Raw genomic sequence first — 21,251 nt, 5'->3', positions numbered from 1 at the left:
TTTCCTCCAAAAAATGAAAGGAAGTGTATTATGTGAATCAATATATTCCACCACGGGGCAATCTAGTGAATCTGGAATTATCTCTGGAAGAAAAGAAAGAAATTGAGAAAAGACTTGTAAAAAGTAAAAGCCTTGTTGTTGACAGTAGGGTTCAGACCGATTTACTTCTTCTTGCGACAGGTGTATATAGTCCTTTAAAAGGATTTATGGGGAAAGCAGATTATTTGCACGTAATAAATGATATGCATCTAAGTAATGGCACCCTGTGGAGTCTGCCAATCACTTTACCCGTTGATATAGAGACAGCTAATTTACTCATTGAAGGTGAAGAAATAGGTTTAACCGACGAGAGTGGGAAGCTCCTCGGTATTTTATATTTAGAAGAAAAATATCTGTACGATAAAGTAAGAGAAGCTGAGCTTGTTTATCAAACAACAAATGAAAAGCATCCTGGAGTGGCCAGATTGCTAAGTCAGGGCGAAGTGCTCCTCGCTGGAGAAATCAGACTTATTGAACGCCCACCCTCCCCGTTCCCCAGTTATTACTGCGATCCCGTAGAAATGAGACGGATAATAGCAGAGAAGGGATGGAAAACAGTAGTAGCTTTCCAAACCCGTAATCCGATCCACCGAGCTCATGAATACATCCAGAAATGTGCACTTGAGCTTGTGGATGGTCTCCTCATACACCCTCTCGTAGGGAATACAAAGGCGGATGATGTCCCAGCCAATGTTCGGATCCAAACCTACGAAGCACTTCTACAGCACTACTATCCGTTAGAACGGACTCTGCTCTCTATCTTCCCCGCCTACATGCGGTATGCTGGTCCTCGTGAGGCAGTTTTCCACGCCATTTGCCGAAAAAATTACGGTTGCACTCATATCATTATTGGTCGCGACCATGCTGGGGTTGGCAATTTCTATGGAACCTACGATGCCCAGAAGTTACTCTTATCGTTCCCCCTAGAGGAGCTGGGAATCATCCCACTTTGTTTCGAACATTCTTTCTATTGCCAGGCATGCGGAAGTATGGCTTCAAGTAAAACATGTCCGCATTCAACGGATCAGCGGCACATACTAAGTGGAACGAAGGTTCGCGAGATGCTTCGCAGTGGTCAGGAACTGCCTGCCGAGTTCACCCGGAGGGAAGTTGCCGAGATCCTCAGACAAGCCTACAGTAACGGGCACAGTTCAAAGGAAAGGGATGATGTTGGATGAAAAAGGACTTATTACAAGTTATAAAGACAGGTTATTTTGACCTTCATCTTCATACAACGGCTTCCGACGGAATATATTCTCCTCGTGATCTCATAAAAATGGCAAAAGCTGCTGGATTAAAAACGATTGCCATTACGGATCACGATACTCTCGAAGGGATCGAAGAAGCGCGGCAAGCAGGACTTGAGTACGGTGTTAACATCATTGCTGGAATTGAATTAAGTACAAAATTTAAAGGGAGAAACGTTGATATCCTTGGCTACTATGTGACTGAGAACAAGGAATTAACGGAGCATTTATCCCGTATGCGCGAAGGTAGGGAGAAAAGAGCACTCCGTATGATTGAAAAGTTCACGGAATTAGGAATGCCATTTTCTTTGGAAGATGTAAAACAATTTAGTAAGGGTAATGTCATTGGAAGACCACATATTGCCAAGGCTGTCGTTCAAAAAGGTTATGTATCAGATTACCAAACTGTATTTAATGAATATTTGGCGGACGGGAAGCCTTGCGCTTTGGACAAGTTGACTCTTTCCGTCGAGGAAGGAATCGGTCACATTCATAGGGCAGGCGGTATAGCTGTATTGGCGCATCCAAAGTTGCTGGGTGATGATGAAATCGTACGTGAATTATTGAAATTTCCATTTGATGGAATCGAAGTGTGGCATCGGAAGCAGAACAACGATGACAATGCCAATTATCAGCAGATAGCAAATGAATTTAAGCTAATCATGACAGGCGGCTCTGATTTTCATAATGATGAACATTCATTAGGGCAATTCGGATTTGTTTGGCAAACAGTAAATCATGTGGAATCAAAGCCTATTAATGTCATGTGGCAAAAAACGAAAATTGAGAAGGTAGACCGTAACCAACTTAATGGTCATAAAAGCTTTATCATATGGCTTACAGGGTTATCTGGAGCAGGAAAATCGACACTAGCTATAGAGATTGAGAAGGAATTATTTCAGCGCTCGATTCGGTGCGTTTTGCTTGATGGCGATAATATCCGCCATGGATTAAATAAAAACCTTTCCTTTAAACCCGAAGATCGAACTGAGAACATTAGACGCATCGGGGAAGTGTCCAAGTTGTTTGTGGAAGCAGGGATGATCGCAATAGTTGCCAGCATTTCTCCTTATATAGCGGATCGTGCCATGGTTAGATCTCTTGTTTCGGAAGGGGATTTTATTGAGGTCTACGTGAAGTGCTCAATCGAAGAGTGTGAGCGAAGAGATCCAAAGGGCTTGTACAAAAAATCCAGGGCGGGTGAAATTATAAGTTTTACTGGTATTAGCGCCCCATATGAGCCTCCTATCAATCCTGAAATTAAAATTGAAACGGATAAGCTGTCCATAATGAAAGGGTTAGAAGAAGTTTTGCAATACATGCAGGTTAAAGGTTATTTACCACCCCAGGGGGTGGGGAAAGCAAATGGATCCATGGATTACGATTAGCGGGCTGTTCGTTGGGATACTCGTGGGGGCAACCGGTATGGGGGGAGGGATCATTATGACCCCTCTACTTCTTTTCGGGTTTGGTGTGTCGCCGGCAGTTGCAATCGGTACTGATTTGATCTTTGCTTCAGTTACAAAGTCGTTTGGAGCATGGCAGCATTGGAGGCAAAAAACGCTTGATTTCCCTTTACTTCTTCGAGTCGCCCTAGGAAGTATTCCTGGGACAATGGCAGGTCTTATTTTGATCTATTTACTGAAAGAAGACGAAGCAACTTTAAATAATTTTGTAACAAAAAGCATCTCTGTTGTATTCATTCTTATATCCATTGTAATGCTTCTACAGCTGTATACAAAGAAATATAAATTACCTGGTAAGAGTATATTAGAAATGAAAACCTCCGTTTTGATATTAATAGGATTCATAACAGGACTTCTGGTTGCCGTTACTTCAGTGGGAAGTGGAACTCTGTTTATTGCCCTATTATTATGGCTTTATCCCTGGAAAGCTTCTGCATTGGTCGGTACAGACCTATTACATGGGGTGCTGATTACTGGATTGGCTGGATTAGCCCATCTATACCTGGGCACGATCGATTATGTTCTAGTTGTTCAATTAATAGCGGGTTCTATTCCCGGAGTTTTAATAGGAAGCAGAATAACACTCAAATTACCGGATTTGTATATTCGGCTTATGTTGATCACCATGATGCTCATTACTTCTCTCATTCTTCTTTTTTTTCGCTGATACAGTACTCGACCAACATGTATTTTGTATATAATCCTGCCCTAAAATATCTCCGCAATTATGTCGAAAAGAAGCTGGAGAAAAAGAAACGCTTTTCCCTAGCTTCTTTACTAAAGACATTTTAATTCAGGCACTTCTTGATTCTTATAAAATTGCTGTTCCTGAAAACGTAATTGGACCAGTAGCAGCAGCCTGGTTAAGAAGGGCATTTGTTACTTCGGCTGTAATTCTGTAACTATGATATCCAACAGGAGCATCTAGATCTACTATTTGGAAGGTTGCATTATTCACTTCATTTACAGCGAGAGTATTAACACGGACCGTGCCGATCACAGCAGTATCCCGAAAAATACGAATTACTACTTGGGGGAGCCCTAAAGTGGAAGAAATTTCTACAGTGCCAATTAATAATACATCCGTACCTGGGTCAAGCACAGCTAGTCCAAAAGCAGCTAATGTAATATTGGAGGGTGCTTGCGGAATTGGACGGTTTAGGGATTGGCTAAAGTTACTAGGTACACTCGCGTTAAAGTCCACAATTTGTCTAGGCAAAACATACACCTCCTTTGTAAAAGGATTGGCTATCAATAAATCATATGAGTATTTTTGTATTTTGCCTGTGTACTCTACCATTTTTAGATAAATAGGCAAAAATATAAAAGAATAGTAGCCTTATTGCTAATATCAAAACAAAGGATAGAAAATAGGAATAAAAAATGTGAAAAATGTACCTTAACCGTATGCATTAGCCTGTACATCTACGATTATTCAAAATAGTATATAGAGTACTTTAATTTAAAATTGAAGGGGATGAGAAAATTTGGCTAGTAGCTCTTCTACAGGAAATGGGAACACAACTGGTACAGAATCAACTAATCCAAGAAGACGCCGCCGACATGAAGGGGATATTGTCAATTTGCGATTTAACCCAACGAACGATGATTTATTGTCTGTATTTGTAGGTGGAAGTATTTTCCCATGTATGATTCCTCCTATCTTTCCTGGACCGTTTCCAACACCAACACCTTCACCGGTACCTGATGCTACCGCATTTATGAATTGCCTATTAGTAAATGGTTTCGAAATCAGATATATTGAAGTATTAACACCAACTGATATATTTGTAACTCTAGTAAGAAACTAATTGCTAACGAAGAGATGGTGAAGCTAAACCAAATATTATGCCTTTGGTTTAGCGTCTACATAAACATCTGATTCTCTTAAATTTGGTTTACTGCTATTTGAAAATGAAAGAAGTGATCAAATGAGAAATACTGATTATCCATTAGTATCATTAGTTATTCCAGTCAAAAATGAGGGCTGTAATATAAAAAACACTATTGACTCCGCCCTACGGGTTAAAACAGCGTACCCATTTGAGATTATCGTAGTAGATGATGGATCAACTGATAACGGTTGTGACTTTATTCCAGGCTTTGCTAGCAGTCAAATAAAATTAATCACTACTAAGGGAATTGGTGCAGCAGGCGCAAGAAATTTAGGGGCACAACATGCAAGCGGAGATTACCTTATTTTTTGTGACGCCCATCTATTCTTTGAAGATGACTGGATAGACGGCCTGGTTGCTCCAATTCAAAAAGGTTTAGCTGACGGTACAACTCCTGGGATCGCCAATGCGGATTATCCAATATCTACAGGTTTTGGCCAATCCTTAAATGAAGCACTAGAAGTAAAATGGCAATTGAATAAAGAAACTATTTCTCCAACAGCAATTCTACCAGGTGGATGCTTAGCAATATCAAAGAAGGTGTTTACAGACATTGGTGGCTTTGATAGTGAATTTAGAGTTTGGGGATATGAAGATGTAGAGTTTTCAATAAAAATGTGGCTATTTGGATATAGCTGTTTTGTCCAGCCATCTGTTAAAGTTTTACATGTTTTTCGAAGAGCCCACCCTTACAAGGTAAATTGGGATGATTTTTATTTTAATATGATGAGAATGGCGTATAGCCATTTTTCTGAAGACAGAATCGCAAAATGCAGAGTACTAATTAAACATAGCAATCCCGAAATTATAGAATCAGAGGTTCTAAAAACAAACGTTATAAAACAACGTGAGATATATTTTAACCAACGAAAGTACGATGATAGCTGGTATATGAGGATATTTGGAATTAATTATTAATTATTCTACACAGTAGCATTAAAAAATTTAGATCAATTACCATTTGACCATAAGAATTTAGTACGAGGAGACTTTGCGTTTTTCATTAATAAAGTTGAGTAATATTTTTCATTCTTTATACTTGAATACTTAAAATTCTTTAAATATAATATATTTAGAAAATTAAAATGAATGATTATTCATTCAAAGGGGAGGGTTATGATGAATTTATCATTAAAAATGCATGAAACAGCGAAAAGTTGTCCAAGTAAAACAGCCTATTATTTTATGGGGGAAGGAAAATCATATGCTGAGCTTGATGGGGCGATTACAAAATTCGCTTCAGGGCTAGAAAAATTAGGGGTAAAACAAGGTGATCATGTTGCATTACTTTTGGGGAATTCCCCTCACTTTGTTATAAGTCTTTATGGGGCATTACGGTTAGGGGCGACCGTAATTCCTGTCAATCCGATTTATACTGCCGATGAAATTGGCTACATATTGAATAATGGCGATGTAAAGGTGGTTGTCGCTCTTGATATAGCCATTCCGTTAGCAGAAAAAGTCCATGCATCCTTACCGAAGGTGGAGAATTTTATTTTCTGTGAAACCAGTGAGAATGGGATTGCTAAACATGTAAACGAAAACCTTACGCTGCTCTCAAAAATGAAATCGTTTTCAGAAGTAGTGGCATCCGGGGACTTGAGTTTTAAAGGCCCAGAGTTAAACGATGATGATGTCGCGATCATTCTTTATACTTCTGGTACGACTGGTAAACCAAAGGGTGCAATGCTTACCCATAAGAATTTATTTAGTAATGCCAGTGATGTTGGCGATTATTTACAAATGAATGCCCAGGATCGTGTGATTACAACTTTGCCAATGTTCCATGTATTCTGTTTGACTGTCGCGTTAAATGCTCCATTATTGAGAGGGGCTACCCTGTTAATTGCTCCTAGGTTTAGCCCTAAGGAAATCTTTGAACTAGCAAAAGAATATGAAGCAACTGTTTTTGCAGGTGTTCCAACAATGTATAATTTCCTTTATCAATATCCTGAAGGGAACACTGAGGATCTAAAAACTTTACGTCTTTGTATTTCCGGAGGTGCCTCCCTTCCAGTTGCATTGCTTAATAATTTTGAAAATAAATTTAATGTTCGAATTTCTGAAGGCTATGGTTTATCTGAAGCTTCACCTGTTACCTGCTTTAACCCGCTAGACCGTCCAAGAAAAGCTGGTTCTATCGGGACATCCATCATTCATGTAGAAAATAAAATTGTCAATGAGCTAGGTGAAGAGGTTCCAGCAGGTGAGGTTGGCGAATTAATTGTTAACGGTCCTAATGTGATGAAGGGTTATTATAAATTGCCTGAAGAAACAGCTGCAGCTATCCGTAATGGCTGGCTTCATACGGGCGATTTAGCACGAGTAGATGAAGAAGGCTATTTTTATATCGTCGACCGGAAAAAAGATATGATCATTGTCGGCGGATATAATGTATACCCTCGTGAAGTCGAAGAGGTTCTTTATAACCATCCTGATATTGTTGAAGCAGCTGTACTTGGAGTACCTGACTTAAATCAAGGGGAAGCCGTCAAATGCTTTGTGGTCAGTAAAAATCCTTCTCTTACCGAAGAACAATTATTAGATTATTGCCGGGAACATTTAGCAAAGTATAAAGTTCCTTCATCCATTGAGTTCTTAGAAGAACTTCCTAAAAATACAACTGGGAAAATTCTAAGAAGAGCATTGAAAACTCAGGTGACGCAAACTGTTTAAATAGGGTAAAGGAGCTAAACACTAGGGAAAACATGGCCGCATTGAAAGCCATGTTTTTTTCTATCTAATTTTCAAATAATTTGTTAAAATTTATTTTTAATGAATATTGTACAGAGGTGAATAAAGTTGACAGAATTGGCAATAGGAAAAGAATCTTCAGAATTTAGAAAAGGACTGCAAGCAGGAGTTAGCATCGGCATTGGTTATTTTCCGATTGCCTTAACCTTTGGGCTTCTGGCCAAAACCACAGGGTTATCTCTTTATGAATCTGTTTTAATGAGTTTGATTGTTTATGCAGGAGCATCCCAATATATTTCATTAAGCCTTCTCGCTTATGCTACCGGGATATTTGAAATTATCTTTACCACTTTTATTGTAAACATTCGACATTTTCTCATGTCAACGGCGTTAAACGAGAAGAGTGAAGAGGACAAACTGGCTAAAAAGCTGTTCTATTCCTTTGGGATTACCGATGAAACCTTTTCGGTCTTAGCTACAAAAGAAGGAACTCTTTCAACGAGTTTTATTTATGGAGTGAATATACTGGCATATTCCAGCTGGGTAATTTTCACGGGCGTTGGTCATTTAATCGGTGCAGCTCTTCCGGAAGTGCTGCAGGAGAGTATGGGAGTGGCCCTTTATGCCATGTTTGTTGGATTATTAGTTCCTTCGATGAAAAAAAGTGTAAAAGTGGTGTTTTTAGCCGCACTGGCAGCCATTTTTAATACCATTTTTACAATCGGTGAAATGATGGCACAAGGATGGGCGATTGTGACATCGACAATTATTTCAGCGGTTCTAATCGAATGGATTGAAATGTTGAAGGGAAAGCATCGAGGTGTAAAAGATGAAAAGTGAAATCGTTTGGATGATCATTGGAATGGGCTTGGTGACTTATTTACCAAGAATGCTGCCATTTATTTTGTTTAAGGGGAAGGAACTCCCGCCCTTTATTCAAGGGGTATTAAAAAACGTCCCGTATGCAACATTAGGTGCCTTAATCTTTCCCGCCATACTCTTCCTTCAAAAAGATGATATTTTGTATGGAATTTTAGGAGCAGCTGCAGCCTTTTTAGCAGCCTTTTTAGGTGCAAATGTTATCATAGTTGTATTAGGCTCAATAACTGTTCTTGCTATATATTCGTATTTTGTTTAAGCCGGTGCGTACTGGCTTTTTTCCTTTCTATGGTTCTAAATCATTGGTTTTTAACTAAACTATGAATAGGGAGTTGTACAAAAAGGGGGACAAAACAAACATGGTTAGGAAAATGGGATTCTATGCGGTTTTGGCCTATGTAATATATGGGTTATTTTTTTATTGGTACTTATTTTACTTTGCAGATTCAAGCCTGCCCTTTGAATTTCAAGGGTCGAAAGCAGATCCTGCCACGTTTTTAAATGCAAGGGAATTGATGCTGAGTGAAGAGTACTCAAAAATTAGAAATTTATTATTTTTTCTATCCACTCCGTTTGAATGGCTTTTCTATTTCTTAATATTGCTATTTGGTTTTTCCAAAGCGTTCAAGCGTTGGGCAGATAATTCATCTAAGTACAAGCTGCTGCAAACAGCGATTTATCTTATTTGGCTTTCGTTTTTTGCCTTTGTGGCAACCTTACCATTAAGCTACATAAGCTATTCCTTATCTAAATCGTATAATATCTCTACGCAAACTTTTTCATCGTGGATGAAAGATGAATTAATTGATTTTTGGATCAATTACGGAACCTTATTGATCATTGTCTCTGTTGTTTATTGGCTAATGAGAAAAAGTGCAAAGCGCTGGTGGCTTTATGCTTGGGCTTTATCGGTTCCATTTACTTTATTTATGATGTTTTTACAGCCTATCGTGATTGACCCATTATATAATGATTTTTATCCTTTGAAAAATAAAGAGCTTGAAACCAAAATATTAACAATGGCCGGGAAGGCAAATATACCTGCTGAGCATGTTTTTGAAGTAAATATGGCAGAAAAGACAAACTCTTTAAATGCTTATGTGAGTGGGATTGGCTCGAATGCACGAATAGTCCTTTGGGATACGACATTAAATCGCTTATCCGATGACCAAATATTATTTATCATGGCCCATGAGATATGTCATTATGTTGAAAAGCATATATATTTTGGGATTGCCTTATATCTTCTACTCTCTTTGCTTGGTTTGTATCTCACCTATCGGATCATGAATTGGACGACAGCGCGCTTTGGAAAAGAGTTGAAAATTACAGAAGTGCGAGATATACGATCCCTGCCACTGTTTTTAATGATTCTGTCCATGCTCATGTTTGCCGCCAGTCCATTTTCAAATCTAATATCCCGCTATGAGGAAAAACGTGCGGATCACTATGCAATTGAGATGACTAAAAATCCGAATGCAGCAATCACTTCTTTCCAAGAGTTAACTCGGTCTGGATTAAGTGAAGTGGATCCGCCGCTTTTAGTAAAAATCTTCCGTTACAGCCACCCAACAATGCTTGAGCGTATCTCGATGCTGGAGGAATATGAAATCAAACAACGAACAAAATCGAATGAATAAAGACCCTAATTAGGGTCTTTATTCATTCCTGAACTAATGAGTACAAATAATTCTCCAATTCTTTAATCGACTTCTCTAACGAAAATTTTTTTGCCGTTTCAATACCACCTTTTATAAGGTTTGCTCTTTTAACATCATTATCAAGCAGTTCTATGATGGCTTTGGCAAGATCGTCTGGATCCCCAATGTTTGTCAGCATGCAATTATAGCCGTCCACTGCATATTCCAAGACTCCAGGGTTACGAGTAGAAATTACTGGACAACCGCATGCCATAGCCTCTAAAGCTGGTAAACAAAATGACTCGTAATAGGAACCACAAACATATAGATCCGAAGTACGATATATTTCACCCAGTTTTTCTTGCGAAGGATGCAAATATAATGTTTCTTTAAAATTAGATTCTGGAGGAATTTGTGTAACCCAAACAGGTTCAATGTCATACCCGCTTTGTTTAACAATCTTAATAGAAGTTAATATATCGAATATCCCTTTAAATCGCCACTGTTCCGGTCCTACAAATAAAACACGAGAACGTACATTTTTCCTCATTTTTTCCTTACTTGGATAAAAAACTGAACTATTTAAGGCATTGTTGATGACCTGAGGCTTTCGATTAACATTTTTTTCAATTCTAGCTGCTAGCGCAGATGAAACGGCAATAATCGGAATAGGAACAGACCAGGAGGACTTAATTTCTTCCTTTGTCCTCTGATTAAAGTTGTCAAACTCAAATAGAAAAATGTCCCCCTGTTCAAAATGAATGATAGGGGCTATTTTTGCTTCATATAATTCCCACATTTGCTTCCAAAATGTTGTTACAATGATATCTGTTTGAGGGATTGCGGCATCAAGCTTGATACCATTTCGTACCTGAATGTAGTTTGCCTGAATATCCATCCAATTCGGTTTCGGATCATAGCAGACTATATTCACCTGATGTCCGCGGATAACTAGCTGATTACTATACTCGATGATCATTTTCACGCCGCCGCAGATTTTCATGTGATCCATAATGAAGGTTATTTGTAACGGCTTAGTTCCTGCTCTTTGTTTGAAATGCTGGTCAATTTGCGCAGCTGAGGGTAAGCTTTCTAATTTTTCAGCTCGCCTTCTTTGTTGTAGTAAAGCTGTTAATGAATGCTTATATTGAATAATACTTGGATGATTCGGCTGAAATTTGGATGCCTTCTTATTGTGTTCATAGGCAAGTTCTACCATATCCATTTCAGTGTAGCAGATACATAACATCAAATGGGGAAGCCATGACCAACAGGCATGATTCATGCGTCCCCAATTATCAGAAGGCTTTTCAAGCTGGGTGGCAAGCTGATACCAGAAAATAGCCTGAGAAGGTTGCTTTCTTTTTAGGAGTAAATACCCCATTCTACAGCAAAATTCAGCTCGTGGTGAATCGTATTCGAACGACTTTAATATATAGTGTAATTCATTCTCTTGATCCCCCAACTGATGATAGCTATCAGCAAGCGAACCGCAAGCCGAAATATTATCTTCAGACCAACCTTTTTTTGTTTGTAAAAATTGTTGGTAGACCTCAATGGCTCGTTCGTAGTTTTGATGATCAAAAAGTTCATTTCCATAATAGAACAGGTCTCTTGGGGAGAATTCTTCCCCTTTCGCTAGGCGTTGTTCATAAATTCTAAGGTTACGGTCATAATCATGATGAAGGCTAGAATGTGTGATGGAAATATCACTATCAAGTATTTTTCCAGTAACCTCCAAATATTCATGGACAGGACCATACCACTGAAAGTTCTTCTCCTTTTTTACAAGGCGGTTTCGCCTTAGACTGGAAATGGGATTTCCGTTGCTATCAATCTCAAGGATATAATTCATACTTACAGAATCAATGCTCGGATCGAGTGACTCTTTTAACTTTTTAAATTTACGGCGATCTTCCTCTTGTAATACATCATCGGCATCAAGCCATAAAAGATAATCCATTTTAGCATGACGAAAGGAGAAATTACGAGCAGCTGCAAAGTCATCGACCCATCTGAATTCGAACATATGGTCTGTATATTTTCTAATAATCTCCTTTGTTGCATCTACCGAACCGGTGTCAACAATAATAATTTCATCGACTATGTCTTTTACTGAGTCCAAACACCTTCCAAGGGTATCCTCTTCGTTTTTAACAATCATGCAAAGGCTGATGGTAATCAAGTTCATCCTATCCTTAATGATCTTTCTTTTTATCCTTCTTTGAACCGGAACGTAAGTTAATTTCTTGCTCATTTACTGTTAACTTGCCTAAGTCAAAATCAAAGTTAATGTCAGGCAATACTCCACCTGCAGCACCAGTACCTCCTGTGGCAAAATTAAAATTTATGACCACATTCACTTCCTGTTTGCAGCTGCAATCTTTTTCTCCGCAATCTGAACACTCTTTTGATTTGCAAATACATTGATGATGTCCACATTCCTTGCACTTTTTAGGTCCTTTAGGGGAGATAGGGGGTTTAGGGCTCATTTTATTGTCTCCTTTCAGATAATTTCTAGGTATTATATGAACAAGAATTTAATCATGAATAGATAATAAGCCCAATCACTTTTAAAACTTTTAGTCAGACAACCCAAGAAAATATAGTTTGAATAGGTTGGTTCCCTATACCCATCCTTTCATTTATTCATATCCTGTATTAAATGTTTTGAATTAAGTAATGGATACGTAAATAAGGGAGAAAGGAATGACAGGATGAAGGTAAGGTATGAAAAAATTGCGGTAATTGGACTTGGTTTTGTTGGACTTCCACTTGCCATTCATTTTGCTGCATCAGGGTTTTCCGTAATTGGAATTGATAAAGATGTGGAAAAAATCAATCATCTTACTGCTGGAAAAAGCTATATTCCCGATGTGACGGATCAAATATTACAAAGTGTGACCCAATCTGGTTTATTTACTGCTTTTACTCTTGAAGATGCTGTAAAACATTTTAGACAAGCATCTCACTGTATTGTTGCAGTGCCAACACCGCTGTCAGAAAATCAAGAACCTGATCTAGGGGCATTGCTTGCGGCAACAAACTATATTCAAAGGGAAGTTGTAACGGGTCAGACCATTATTTTTGAAAGTTCTACTTATCCTGGAACATTAGAGGATGTAGTTTTACCCATTCTCCAGAACACGGGGATGGAGGTGGGGAGTGATTACTATTTAGGGTATTCTCCAGAACGAATTGACCCTGGTAACCGGAATTATCCATTAAGGTCGATCCCAAAGGTAGTCAGTGGTCAAACCGATAGGTGCAGAAGAAAAGTGATTGATTTATATGAGCAGGTTTTTGAAAAAGTCATCCCTGTTAGTTCTCCAAAAGTGGCGGAAATGTGCAAATTGTTTGAAAACACACAACGTCTTGTAAACATTTCACTTGTAAATGAAATCTTTTCATTGAGTCGCAGGCTCGATGTGGATTTTTATGAGGTTCTGCAAGCTGCAGGAACAAAACCATTCGGATATACTCCTTACTGGCCTGGTCCAGGAATTGGTGGTCATTGCATTCCAGTAGATCCAGTATATTTTCAGTGGAAGTTTAAGCAACATGGAATGAATAGCAGATTAATTCAAGCTGCTCAAGAGATTAATGAGGAAATGCCATTAGAGATTGTTCAACGCATAACTGAAATTGTCAAAAGTAAGTCCGCAAAAATTCTGCTAATTGGCATGACTTATAAAAAGGATGTTAATGACTTACGGGAATCCCCGGCTTTAAAAATTTTTACTATATTGATGCAAAAGGGGTATGAAGTAAGCTATTATGACCCTTATTTCCAATCCATTTCTATCAATCAAATAGACTACCAAGCTGTAAAGCTGTCAAAGGAACAAATCAAGCAATCAGCTGCAATTGTTATTTTAACGGATCATAGTAATATTGATTGGAATCTTATTCGTTACAATGCGAATGAGATTATTGATACAAGAGGAATTTTGCATTTGCAAGAAAAGAAGGGGAGGCTATGAGCAGTCGACAACTTCGATGTCTCATTACCGGCGGTGCTGGATTCATTGGATCGCATTTGGCAGAGGCACTCGTGAAGAGAGGGCACAGCGTTACGATCATTGATAATTTATACACTGGAAAACACAAATATCAGGAACAATTATTCCAGAAGGTTCCTTTTATTCATGCAAGTATTCTTGATAAAGAAACAATTGAGAAACTCATTTCAAATCATGATGTGGTGTTCCATCTTGCTGCAATTCTTGGTGTTAAAAGCACAATGGATAAAAGCGTTGAGCTCATCGAAACGAATCTTGAAGGAACACGGAACATTTTACAGGCAGCTAGTAAATATCGCTGCAAAGTTATCTTTGCTTCTACCTCGGAGGTTTATGGAAAAGGTACACCACCGTTTTCGGAGGAAAGCAATCGTTTGTATGGTCCCACTAGTAAGCTGCGCTGGTGCTACGCTGTTTGTAAAACATTAGAAGAAACACTTTGTCTTGGTTATGGATTGAATGGGTTGCCTGTCACCATTGTTCGTTATTTTAATATATACGGTCCACGAGCTAAAGAAGGGGCATATGCAGGTGTGATACCTCGTTTTATAAGTGCAGCTTTAAAGGGGGATCCCATTCAGGTTTATGGAGATGGGACACAAACACGCTCTTTTACTTATGTCAGCGATGCAGTGGAAGCAACAATCAGAGCAATAGATGATCATGCGAATAATGAAATAATAAATATCGGAACCAGAAATGTACTGAGTATTGGAGATATAGCGACAATCATTCGTACTATTAGCCAATCATCTTCTCCGATTATTCATGTTCCATTTGAACAAGTCTTTCCGAGCGGATTTGAAGAAATTCCGAATCGCTATCCGGATACAACGAAATTAAAAAAACTCCTATCTTTTGAACCCGCTACCTCTTTGACAGAAGGTTTATCAGAAACAATCCAATGGTTTCGAAAGGGAATTTAAGTAAGGCCTAGGAAGAAGTGAGATAAAACGTGCTTGATAAATTTGAAAAAATAAAAATTCACTACAATCAATTGGAAAGGTTTCAATTTCCTTCTCCAGAACCTTTTATCTTAAAAGTACAATGGGAAGGGGTAGAATTTGATTTTTTAATCAAGATGAAGGAGCTGTCCTCCCATTTAATTATTTTAGGCTCAGGTGCGATGAATTATCAAGAAAAAAGGGTAAAACCCCCTTATTTTCAGAGACATTCCTGGATCGATGATCTTGAGGATTCAGTTATTTTTTATAATGATCCGACACTTTATTTAGGTGAGGAGCTCCTATTGGGGTGGGGACAGGGGACCTTCGATCGATTTTATCTTAACGATATAGCGGACATTTTAGAAATTCTTATAAAAAAATCTCAGGTACCGTTCAAAAAAGTACTATTTTACGGTTCGTCTGGAGGTGGCTTTATGTCTTTGATTCTAGCAGGATTCTTGAAGGATTCGTCTGTTCTCGTTAATAGTCCTCAAACCTGCTTGACCCAATGGTTAAAAGTCCCTGTACAGCAGGTTTTCAATCGCTCTTACCCCAAAATGTCTGAGCAGGAAATTATGAATAAATTTCCAGATCGTGTCAATGTAATCAAGTTTTACTATCAAAAGAAGTATGTACCGAAAATCTTCTATTTGCAAAATGTTTATTGTGAGCTCGACGTAGAAAATCATTTGATACCGTTTATGCAAGGGCTCAGGAAAATGGGACCAGATTGTGTTGTCAATCCAGTTAAAATAGATTTATATTATAATGTACAGCCTGGTCCTGCCGTCCTTCCGGAAATTGGTGGTCATGGAGCGTTAGGGAAAGAGGAGACGATTAACTATATTAATAAAATAAAAACGGAGTTATAACCTAATATAAGTAAAGCAGGCTGCAGCCTAAATGGATGGACCATTTTGCTGCAGCCTTATTTATGTTTTTATCCTTGATTTCGTTGTCACAACCGTGAATCAAGCAAGTGGGCAATCGCTTCTAAGTGGTCACCAATAATCCTTAAAACTGCTTTTGGATAGCCAGTTTTCGAAAAATGTTGATCAGGACGTATTCGATTTGGCTGCATTACATCGACAAATTTGACATTTGAAATTTTAAAACCTTGTAAAATTGACTTTACTTGTGCAAGACATGGATTTTGCAAGGAATCCCATCCGATCCCCTCGAGACAGGATCTACTTATTGCGTGGGGGACTGCTATGAGGGAGCCAACTCCTAGTTCCTTACGGTTACAGGCAGTATTCAACATGTATTTGTATAAATTTACAACATAGAGGGGAAAGTATTCAAGGTTTAAATCGTTGAGTGCTACATCATTCCCATTTGAAATAGATAGGCTAAAATGATGAAGATATTTGGCTGGTATAGAAAAATCAGCATCAACAAAAAGGAGAATATCCCCCTTTGCTTCTAGTGCCCCGACTGCGCGCCCTAAATCATGGCCTAATGCTTCTTGAAAAACAATTACGGTTGCCCCAAGCTGTATGGCAAGTTTTTCTGTTTGGTCTGAGGAACCATTCACTACGACAATAATCTCCCATGGTTCCAATTTCCTTGCCTCTTGGATGACTGCTGCAATGGTTGCTTCCTCGTTTTGTGCAGGGATAATCACAGATAACTGTTTTCCATTATAAATAGTGGAATGCATTCCCCGGCCTTGGATAATACGAGTCTTACTTGAGGCTACTTTTGTGTATTCAGATACACTTTTATAGCTTTTTAACTTTTTAATAATATCCCTTTGTCTCCCGCCATCATGATATCCTCCTCTTTTTCCATTCCTTTTCAGGAATAAAGCCAATGCCTCTAGATGTTTTTCCATGTGATGTATTTCTGGTTCAGTTAGTGGGATTGTATAATGTGATTCTTTAGAACTATAAAGATTACCCGGAAAAGGGGTGGAACTCATCATACCCAGGCGAATTTTAAATCCGTAATCTAAGATTTTCATCTGGGCAGCTGCTAGATTTTTAAAGCTTTCGTAGCCGAGGGTCTGGACTACTTCTTGTGTGAAGGCATGTGGAAGGGTTAGGAGGGAATCAATAGTAAGGTTACGATATCCTAGGCAATCATTTAGAATCTGTCTCCAAAGGGTATATGCATCAGGCCATTGCTTTACTTGTTTTTGTAAAAAAGATTGTGTCAGAGTACTCAGAACGACCTGTGCATGACCCTCTTGGATTGGGGTAAGAAAGGAAAGGAGTCGCTCTTGCTGATAGAGAATATTTCCATCTAAAATAAGTAAAGTATCCCCCTTTGCTTTTTTTATCGCTTCTACATATCCCATATTCATGGAGGGATCCTTTTCTAGGATGATGATGCAGCCGTTTTGTTTTGCGAACTGCCTCATATTTTTGTTCCCATTTTTTTCAGACAGGACCACTATTACTTCTTTTGGTGCAATCGCCAAAGCATTTTGAATCGTATTCGGGCCTGTAGTATCCGAACAAATTATAATGATAGATAGATTTTGGCCCATATCTCTTGTCCCTCCATTCTATTTCTTTGTTGATCCTAAATGGATATTTAAAGGACTCCACTCATTTTTATTTATATGCTCAATAAGATAAGATATTGCTTCTAAGTGGTCACCCATGATTCGGAGTTCTGCCTGTGTTTGTCCTTTAGTTGATGCTTCAACAAAATAAATAATATCGCCTTTTGATGATAGTGCCCCGATGGCACGGGCTGTATCAATATCAAGTTTATCTGGATATTCAATTACTGTAGTTCCAAGTGTTTTGGAGATAGTTACTGTATCATCGTTTGAGCCTGATGCAACAACAATTACTTCTAATGGTTCTATTTTTCTGGCTTCCCGGATTACTTTTTCAATGGTTGCTTCGTCATTTTGTGCTGGAATAATGACTGATAGCTGTTTTCCATTATAAAGGGAGGAGTTTATTCCCCATCCTTTCGAGATTGAAGAATAATTGGTATATTCCTTCTGATAGTAAGGGTATGAGGAGCTTTTGGCTAACCAATTTATAATCGTATTTCTATTTCCACCACCGGTACAGTTGGCTAAATGCTGTTCTGGCCGAAGTTTGTTCGGTCTTAAAACATCTACAGAATGAGGACAGGCAACATTGAAGCCATTAAGTAAGGCTTTGATTTGGGCGAGGCTGGGACAAACTAAAGTTTCAAAACCGATATTTTCTAAGCATGGTCTGCTAATTGCATGGGGGACAGCAATAAGGGAGCCGAAGCCTAGCTCTTCCTTTTGGCAAAGAAGGTTTAACCCATATTTAAATGCACTTACAATATGCAGCGGGTAACGGATAGGTAAGTATCGATTTAAATCGTTAAGTGCCATATCTGTTCCTTTCATGACTGCTTCGGCAAAAGGATATAAGTCACTGGCAGGGATGGAGAAATCTGCATCGATAAACAAAATAATATCTCCTTTAGCCTCCATAGCACCTATAGACCGGCCGACATTATGCCCAAGACGTTCATGATATTCAATAACTGTCGCTCCAAGCTGGTGAGCAATAGAAGCAGTTTTATCATTAGAACCATTTACCACAACTATGATTTCCATCGGACTTATTTTCCAGGCTTCCTTAATGACCTTCTCAATCGAATCTTCTTCGTTTTGTGCCGGGATAATAACTGACAATTGCTTCCCGCCGTATAAGGAGGATGTTGCCTTTCTTCCTTTATTATAGCTTGGATACTTTTTATTCTTCTTCAATTGCATAAGGATATCTATTCTCTTGCCTCCATCTGAAAATCCTCCTCTTATCCCCTTATAATGCAGCCATTCTGTTAATGCTTTGAAATAGGTACTGTAATTTGTTTGATCATTGTTAGAGATAGGTTGTATTTTAACTGTTGGTAGCTCCATTGCAGATATACGGCTAATTTTCCACCCCTGGTCAATGATTCTCATTTGAAATAGAAGAGGATTTACAAGCAGTGATTGACCAATACAGCTTACTACTTCTCTTGTAAAAGCGTGGGGAAATGTAAGAAGGTTATCCAAGTTTAAATCTTTTCTCTCTAACACTTCATTTAAGATTTGATTCCAAACCATGAAGGGACTAAGCGTTTGTTTTTCTTTTAAATTATTATCTAGATTATTTAAGACAACCGACGCTTTTCCAGTGAGAAGAGGCTCGATGAATTCTGATATTTTTGCTGGGGAAATGATCCTATCTCCATCTAAAAATAGCAATATATTTCCTTTAGCGGCATTAACACCGAGAACTGGTCTTGTATTCTCATTTAGCTTTTTATCCTTCATAATCACTTTACAACCAAGTTTTTTCAATTCATCCATTTTGTCAGAAGATTGGTCGGCCACGACAATTATATCTAGGGGATTTAGCTTCCTTGCATTTAAGACCACTTTTTGTAATTCTTCTTTATTACTCCAAAATGGAATAATAATAGATAAGGTTATATCCATTAGCGGATCGCCTCTTTCATAACTTAAAATCTTCTTTACTACTGTAAATATTCGCGTTTTCTCTCACCGTCAGTAAATCCCCCGCGTTCATTTGTTTTCTTGAGTAGATAAGCTAGTGCCTCTAACTGATCCCCGAGAACTTGATCGATATTTACAGTACTTTGACTGAAATGAATCATCTTAGATGGTGGAACTGACTGGATACTAATTCCTTTTATGATTGCTTTTAGCTGTGCAAAGGAGGGTGAAATGAAGGTCTCATAACCTATTGTCTTAAAAACCTTTTTATGAATTGCATATGGAGTGAAATGGAGGCTACTATTGTATAAATCTGGACGATTTACAGCCATATTTACAAAATATTGTCCAATACTAATTGAATCATCTGGATCAAAGGAATCCAGTAGTTTTTTTCGATCAGTCAATGCAATATCAGCACCTTTTTCAATAGTAAGAAGGAATGGTACTAAATCTTTGGCCAAGAACAGTTCCTCGCTGCTAACGAACAGGCAAATATCCGCGCTTGCGTGGTAGGCACCGACAACTCTGGCAGCCATTAGACTGAAATTCTCATGAATAACAATCACTGCCGTGCCTGTAGCCTCTGCTTGCGCTACGAACTCGTTGCTTACTTTATTAACTACTAAGATAATTTCGTCCACTCCTGCTAATTTTACTTGTTCAATGATCGGAAAAATCAATTGATTTTCATCATGAATATCGATAATGGCACTATACTTAGCATTTTTATTAAAGTTTAATGGATTCGTAAGTAGCTTATAAGCTATCTTTCCGTAATGGTTTTTATGAAAGTGTCCTCCCTGTACTCCCAATTTATTAGTTATATAAGAAATTGCACGCAGATGATCTCCAATAATTCTGCTTGTGGTAATAGGGTAACAGGTATTAGGATCTAACTTGCTATGGACTGGCCGAATTCTGTTTGTTTGAATGACATCGACTGACGCCGGTGCACAAATTCGAAGTCCGTGTTTAACAGCCATAGCCTGAAAAAGAATTGGGTCAGCGAGATTCTTCCAGCCAATTTTCTTAATCGATTTGTGCCTTACTGCATGCGGTACGGCGAGCATGGAGTTGAGGGATAGATTGTTTTTCTTTAGGTAGTTATTCACAGCCAATTTGCAAACGGTCGTAAAATGGGGACAATTTCTCTGCTTAGTCAAATACGAAAGATCATTCAGTGCTATATCGAATCCTGCTTGAATCGCGTCAATAAAGGGGATTAGTTCTTTATAAGAAATAATAATGTCCCCATCTAAAAATAATATGATATCACCTGAAGCATACTTGAAACCAATTGCTCTTCCGACATCATTTCCTAATGCTTGTTGATAATGCACTATTTTAGCGCCATAAGAATTTGCGATTTCCTCAGTTCTGTCATTTGAGCCATTGACTATCACGATTATTTCAAGTGGGTTTAATTTTTTGACTTCCTTCAATAAAGGACCAAGTGTATTTTCCTCATCTTGTACAGGAATAACAACGGATACACTCACAGTTTTAACCTCCTGCCGTCTTGTCCATATCCTGAAATAACAAGCGGATGTAACATATTGTATGTTTAAATATCTTTTATGTGCTACCAAAGAAAAAACCGCCGATTTCCGACGGTTCTCATGCGTTTTATGTTCCAAATCGCTTATTTAGATCTCTGAGTTGAAGTGACAAATGGTAAAAGGAGCTTTTGTCCCGATGGTCAATGGCAGTATCAATTTTGCTTAATAACTTTTCTTTTTCCACTGTTAATTGGATTTCAGATAAGAGCATTTCAATGTACAAATCCTGGACGAAATTCTCTTTCCTTTGGCGTTTCATGGCAGCAATTTTCATTAATTCCGTGTATGACTTCTCGTTCATGAAAATCACCTCAGATGCTTTTTAATATTATATGGGATATTTCTGATATTATCAATGAATATTTACAATTTTCCGAAAAGGGAATCCAAGGAAGTTTGTGAATAAATTCGCA

The 21,251-nt window shown here is 38.3% G+C and carries 19 protein-coding genes and 1 pseudogene; 13 read left to right on the top strand and 7 right to left on the bottom strand.

The window, feature by feature from the left end:
- The first annotated feature begins 32 nt into the window (after nt 1–32).
- From sat to ACWM35_RS03645, 4 genes and pseudogenes are all read left to right on the top strand, one after another.
- Nucleotides 33–1,217 carry a sulfate adenylyltransferase gene (gene sat, locus ACWM35_RS03660; RefSeq protein WP_454815576.1) on the top strand — a complete coding sequence of 395 codons (1,185 nt, stop codon included), beginning with the start codon at nt 33–35 and terminating at the stop codon, nt 1,215–1,217.
- Nucleotides 1,214–1,441 (top strand): annotated as a pseudogene (locus tag ACWM35_RS03655) (PHP domain-containing protein); the annotation flags it as partial. The gene sat and the pseudogene ACWM35_RS03655, both read left to right, overlap by 4 nt.
- A gap of 585 nt (nt 1,442–2,026) precedes the next feature.
- Nucleotides 2,027–2,674 carry an adenylyl-sulfate kinase gene (gene cysC / locus ACWM35_RS03650; RefSeq protein WP_454815830.1) on the top strand — a complete coding sequence of 216 codons (648 nt, stop codon included), beginning with the start codon at nt 2,027–2,029 and terminating at the stop codon, nt 2,672–2,674.
- Complete coding sequence (locus ACWM35_RS03645) at nt 2,652–3,419, top strand: sulfite exporter TauE/SafE family protein (RefSeq protein ID WP_454815574.1); 768 nt, start codon at nt 2,652–2,654, stop codon at nt 3,417–3,419. The genes cysC and ACWM35_RS03645 overlap by 23 nt, the downstream gene beginning before the upstream one ends.
- A 144-nt stretch (nt 3,420–3,563) precedes the next feature.
- Here ACWM35_RS03645 and ACWM35_RS03640 read toward each other — a convergent pair whose 3' ends face one another.
- Nucleotides 3,564–3,971, bottom strand: a complete 408-nt coding sequence (locus tag ACWM35_RS03640; protein ID WP_454815572.1) for a hypothetical protein — start codon at nt 3,969–3,971, stop codon at nt 3,564–3,566.
- A gap of 268 nt (nt 3,972–4,239) precedes the next feature.
- Between ACWM35_RS03640 and ACWM35_RS03635 the strand changes: the two genes are divergently transcribed.
- The 6 genes from ACWM35_RS03635 to ACWM35_RS03610 all read left to right on the top strand — a co-directional run bounded on the left by ACWM35_RS03635 (nt 4,240) and on the right by ACWM35_RS03610 (nt 9,860).
- Nucleotides 4,240–4,563 carry a hypothetical protein gene (locus ACWM35_RS03635; RefSeq protein ID WP_454815570.1) on the top strand — a complete coding sequence of 108 codons (324 nt, stop codon included), beginning with the start codon at nt 4,240–4,242 and terminating at the stop codon, nt 4,561–4,563.
- A gap of 120 nt (nt 4,564–4,683) precedes the next feature.
- The gene (locus ACWM35_RS03630; protein ID WP_454815569.1) at nt 4,684–5,565 is read left to right on the top strand and encodes a glycosyltransferase family 2 protein; all 882 of its coding nucleotides are present in this window, start codon (nt 4,684–4,686) and stop codon (nt 5,563–5,565) included.
- Nucleotides 5,566–5,766: 201 nt separating this feature from the next.
- A complete protein-coding gene (locus ACWM35_RS03625) occupies nt 5,767–7,323 on the top strand; it encodes a fatty acid--CoA ligase family protein (protein WP_454815567.1) in 1,557 nt (518 codons plus the stop codon).
- Nucleotides 7,324–7,449: 126 nt separating this feature from the next.
- Complete coding sequence (locus ACWM35_RS03620; protein WP_454815565.1) at nt 7,450–8,181, top strand: AzlC family ABC transporter permease; 732 nt, start codon at nt 7,450–7,452, stop codon at nt 8,179–8,181.
- Nucleotides 8,171–8,479, top strand: coding sequence for an AzlD domain-containing protein (locus ACWM35_RS03615; RefSeq protein WP_454815563.1), 309 nt, complete (start codon nt 8,171–8,173; stop codon nt 8,477–8,479). The genes ACWM35_RS03620 and ACWM35_RS03615 overlap by 11 nt, the downstream gene beginning before the upstream one ends.
- Nucleotides 8,480–8,579: 100 nt before the next feature.
- The gene (locus tag ACWM35_RS03610) at nt 8,580–9,860 is read left to right on the top strand and encodes a M48 family metallopeptidase (protein ID WP_454815561.1); all 1,281 of its coding nucleotides are present in this window, start codon (nt 8,580–8,582) and stop codon (nt 9,858–9,860) included.
- Between the two features lie 22 nt (nt 9,861–9,882).
- Here ACWM35_RS03610 and ACWM35_RS03605 read toward each other — a convergent pair whose 3' ends face one another.
- Complete coding sequence (locus ACWM35_RS03605) at nt 9,883–12,045, bottom strand: glycosyltransferase (protein WP_454815559.1); 2,163 nt, start codon at nt 12,043–12,045, stop codon at nt 9,883–9,885.
- Between the two features lie 13 nt (nt 12,046–12,058).
- Nucleotides 12,059–12,352: a hypothetical protein gene (locus ACWM35_RS03600; protein ID WP_454815558.1), complete on the bottom strand. Its 294-nt coding sequence runs from the start codon at nt 12,350–12,352 to the stop codon at nt 12,059–12,061.
- A 225-nt stretch (nt 12,353–12,577) separates the two neighbouring features.
- Here ACWM35_RS03600 and ACWM35_RS03595 point away from each other — a divergent pair, with 225 nt between their 5' ends.
- From ACWM35_RS03595 to ACWM35_RS03585, 3 genes are read left to right on the top strand one after another with little or no spacing between them, the layout of a single operon-like run.
- On the top strand, nt 12,578–13,843 hold the full coding sequence (locus tag ACWM35_RS03595; RefSeq protein WP_454815556.1) for a nucleotide sugar dehydrogenase: 1,266 nt from the start codon (nt 12,578–12,580) through the stop codon (nt 13,841–13,843).
- Nucleotides 13,840–14,808 carry an NAD-dependent epimerase/dehydratase family protein gene (locus ACWM35_RS03590; protein WP_454815554.1) on the top strand — a complete coding sequence of 323 codons (969 nt, stop codon included), beginning with the start codon at nt 13,840–13,842 and terminating at the stop codon, nt 14,806–14,808. Before ACWM35_RS03595 ends, ACWM35_RS03590 begins: the two co-directional genes overlap by 4 nt.
- A 29-nt stretch (nt 14,809–14,837) precedes the next feature.
- Complete coding sequence (locus ACWM35_RS03585; RefSeq protein ID WP_454815552.1) at nt 14,838–15,701, top strand: glycosyl transferase family 2; 864 nt, start codon at nt 14,838–14,840, stop codon at nt 15,699–15,701.
- An 86-nt stretch (nt 15,702–15,787) separates the two neighbouring features.
- Here ACWM35_RS03585 and ACWM35_RS03580 read toward each other — a convergent pair whose 3' ends face one another.
- From ACWM35_RS03580 to ACWM35_RS03565, 4 genes are all read right to left on the bottom strand, one after another.
- Nucleotides 15,788–17,323: a glycosyltransferase gene (locus ACWM35_RS03580; protein WP_454815550.1), complete on the bottom strand. Its 1,536-nt coding sequence runs from the start codon at nt 17,321–17,323 to the stop codon at nt 15,788–15,790.
- A gap of 18 nt (nt 17,324–17,341) precedes the next feature.
- Nucleotides 17,342–19,258, bottom strand: coding sequence for a glycosyltransferase (locus ACWM35_RS03575; protein ID WP_454815548.1), 1,917 nt, complete (start codon nt 19,256–19,258; stop codon nt 17,342–17,344).
- A gap of 38 nt (nt 19,259–19,296) precedes the next feature.
- A complete protein-coding gene (locus ACWM35_RS03570; RefSeq protein ID WP_454815547.1) occupies nt 19,297–20,778 on the bottom strand; it encodes a glycosyltransferase in 1,482 nt (493 codons plus the stop codon).
- A gap of 127 nt (nt 20,779–20,905) precedes the next feature.
- Entirely contained in the window at nt 20,906–21,139 is a 234-nt protein-coding gene (locus tag ACWM35_RS03565) for an IDEAL domain-containing protein (RefSeq protein ID WP_454815545.1), read from the bottom strand.
- Between the last annotated feature and the right edge of the window lie 112 nt (nt 21,140–21,251).

Source organism: Neobacillus sp. K501, from assembly GCF_053749995.1.
The sequence above is the reverse complement of the archived record's forward strand: the minus strand, read 5'-3'. Positions and strand labels throughout refer to the sequence as shown.

Bases quoted from the DNA above. Each gene is read 5' to 3' on its own strand.
- ACWM35_RS03645 (WP_454815574.1), top strand. From the start codon at position 2,652: ATGGATCCATGGATTACGATTAGCGGGCTGTTCGTTGGGATACTCGTG.
- ACWM35_RS03630 (WP_454815569.1), top strand. From the start codon at position 4,684: ATGAGAAATACTGATTATCCATTAGTATCATTAGTTATTCCAGTCAAA.
- ACWM35_RS03625 (WP_454815567.1), top strand. From the start codon at position 5,767: ATGAATTTATCATTAAAAATGCATGAAACAGCGAAAAGTTGTCCAAGT.
- ACWM35_RS03615 (WP_454815563.1), top strand. From the start codon at position 8,171: ATGAAAAGTGAAATCGTTTGGATGATCATTGGAATGGGCTTGGTGACT.
- ACWM35_RS03610 (WP_454815561.1), top strand. From the start codon at position 8,580: ATGGTTAGGAAAATGGGATTCTATGCGGTTTTGGCCTATGTAATATAT.
- ACWM35_RS03600 (WP_454815558.1), bottom strand. From the start codon at position 12,352: ATGAGCCCTAAACCCCCTATCTCCCCTAAAGGACCTAAAAAGTGCAAG.
- ACWM35_RS03595 (WP_454815556.1), top strand. From the start codon at position 12,578: ATGAAGGTAAGGTATGAAAAAATTGCGGTAATTGGACTTGGTTTTGTT.
- ACWM35_RS03590 (WP_454815554.1), top strand. From the start codon at position 13,840: ATGAGCAGTCGACAACTTCGATGTCTCATTACCGGCGGTGCTGGATTC.
- ACWM35_RS03580 (WP_454815550.1), bottom strand. From the start codon at position 17,323: ATGGGCCAAAATCTATCTATCATTATAATTTGTTCGGATACTACAGGC.
- ACWM35_RS03575 (WP_454815548.1), bottom strand. From the start codon at position 19,258: ATGGATATAACCTTATCTATTATTATTCCATTTTGGAGTAATAAAGAA.
- ACWM35_RS03565 (WP_454815545.1), bottom strand. From the start codon at position 21,139: ATGAACGAGAAGTCATACACGGAATTAATGAAAATTGCTGCCATGAAA.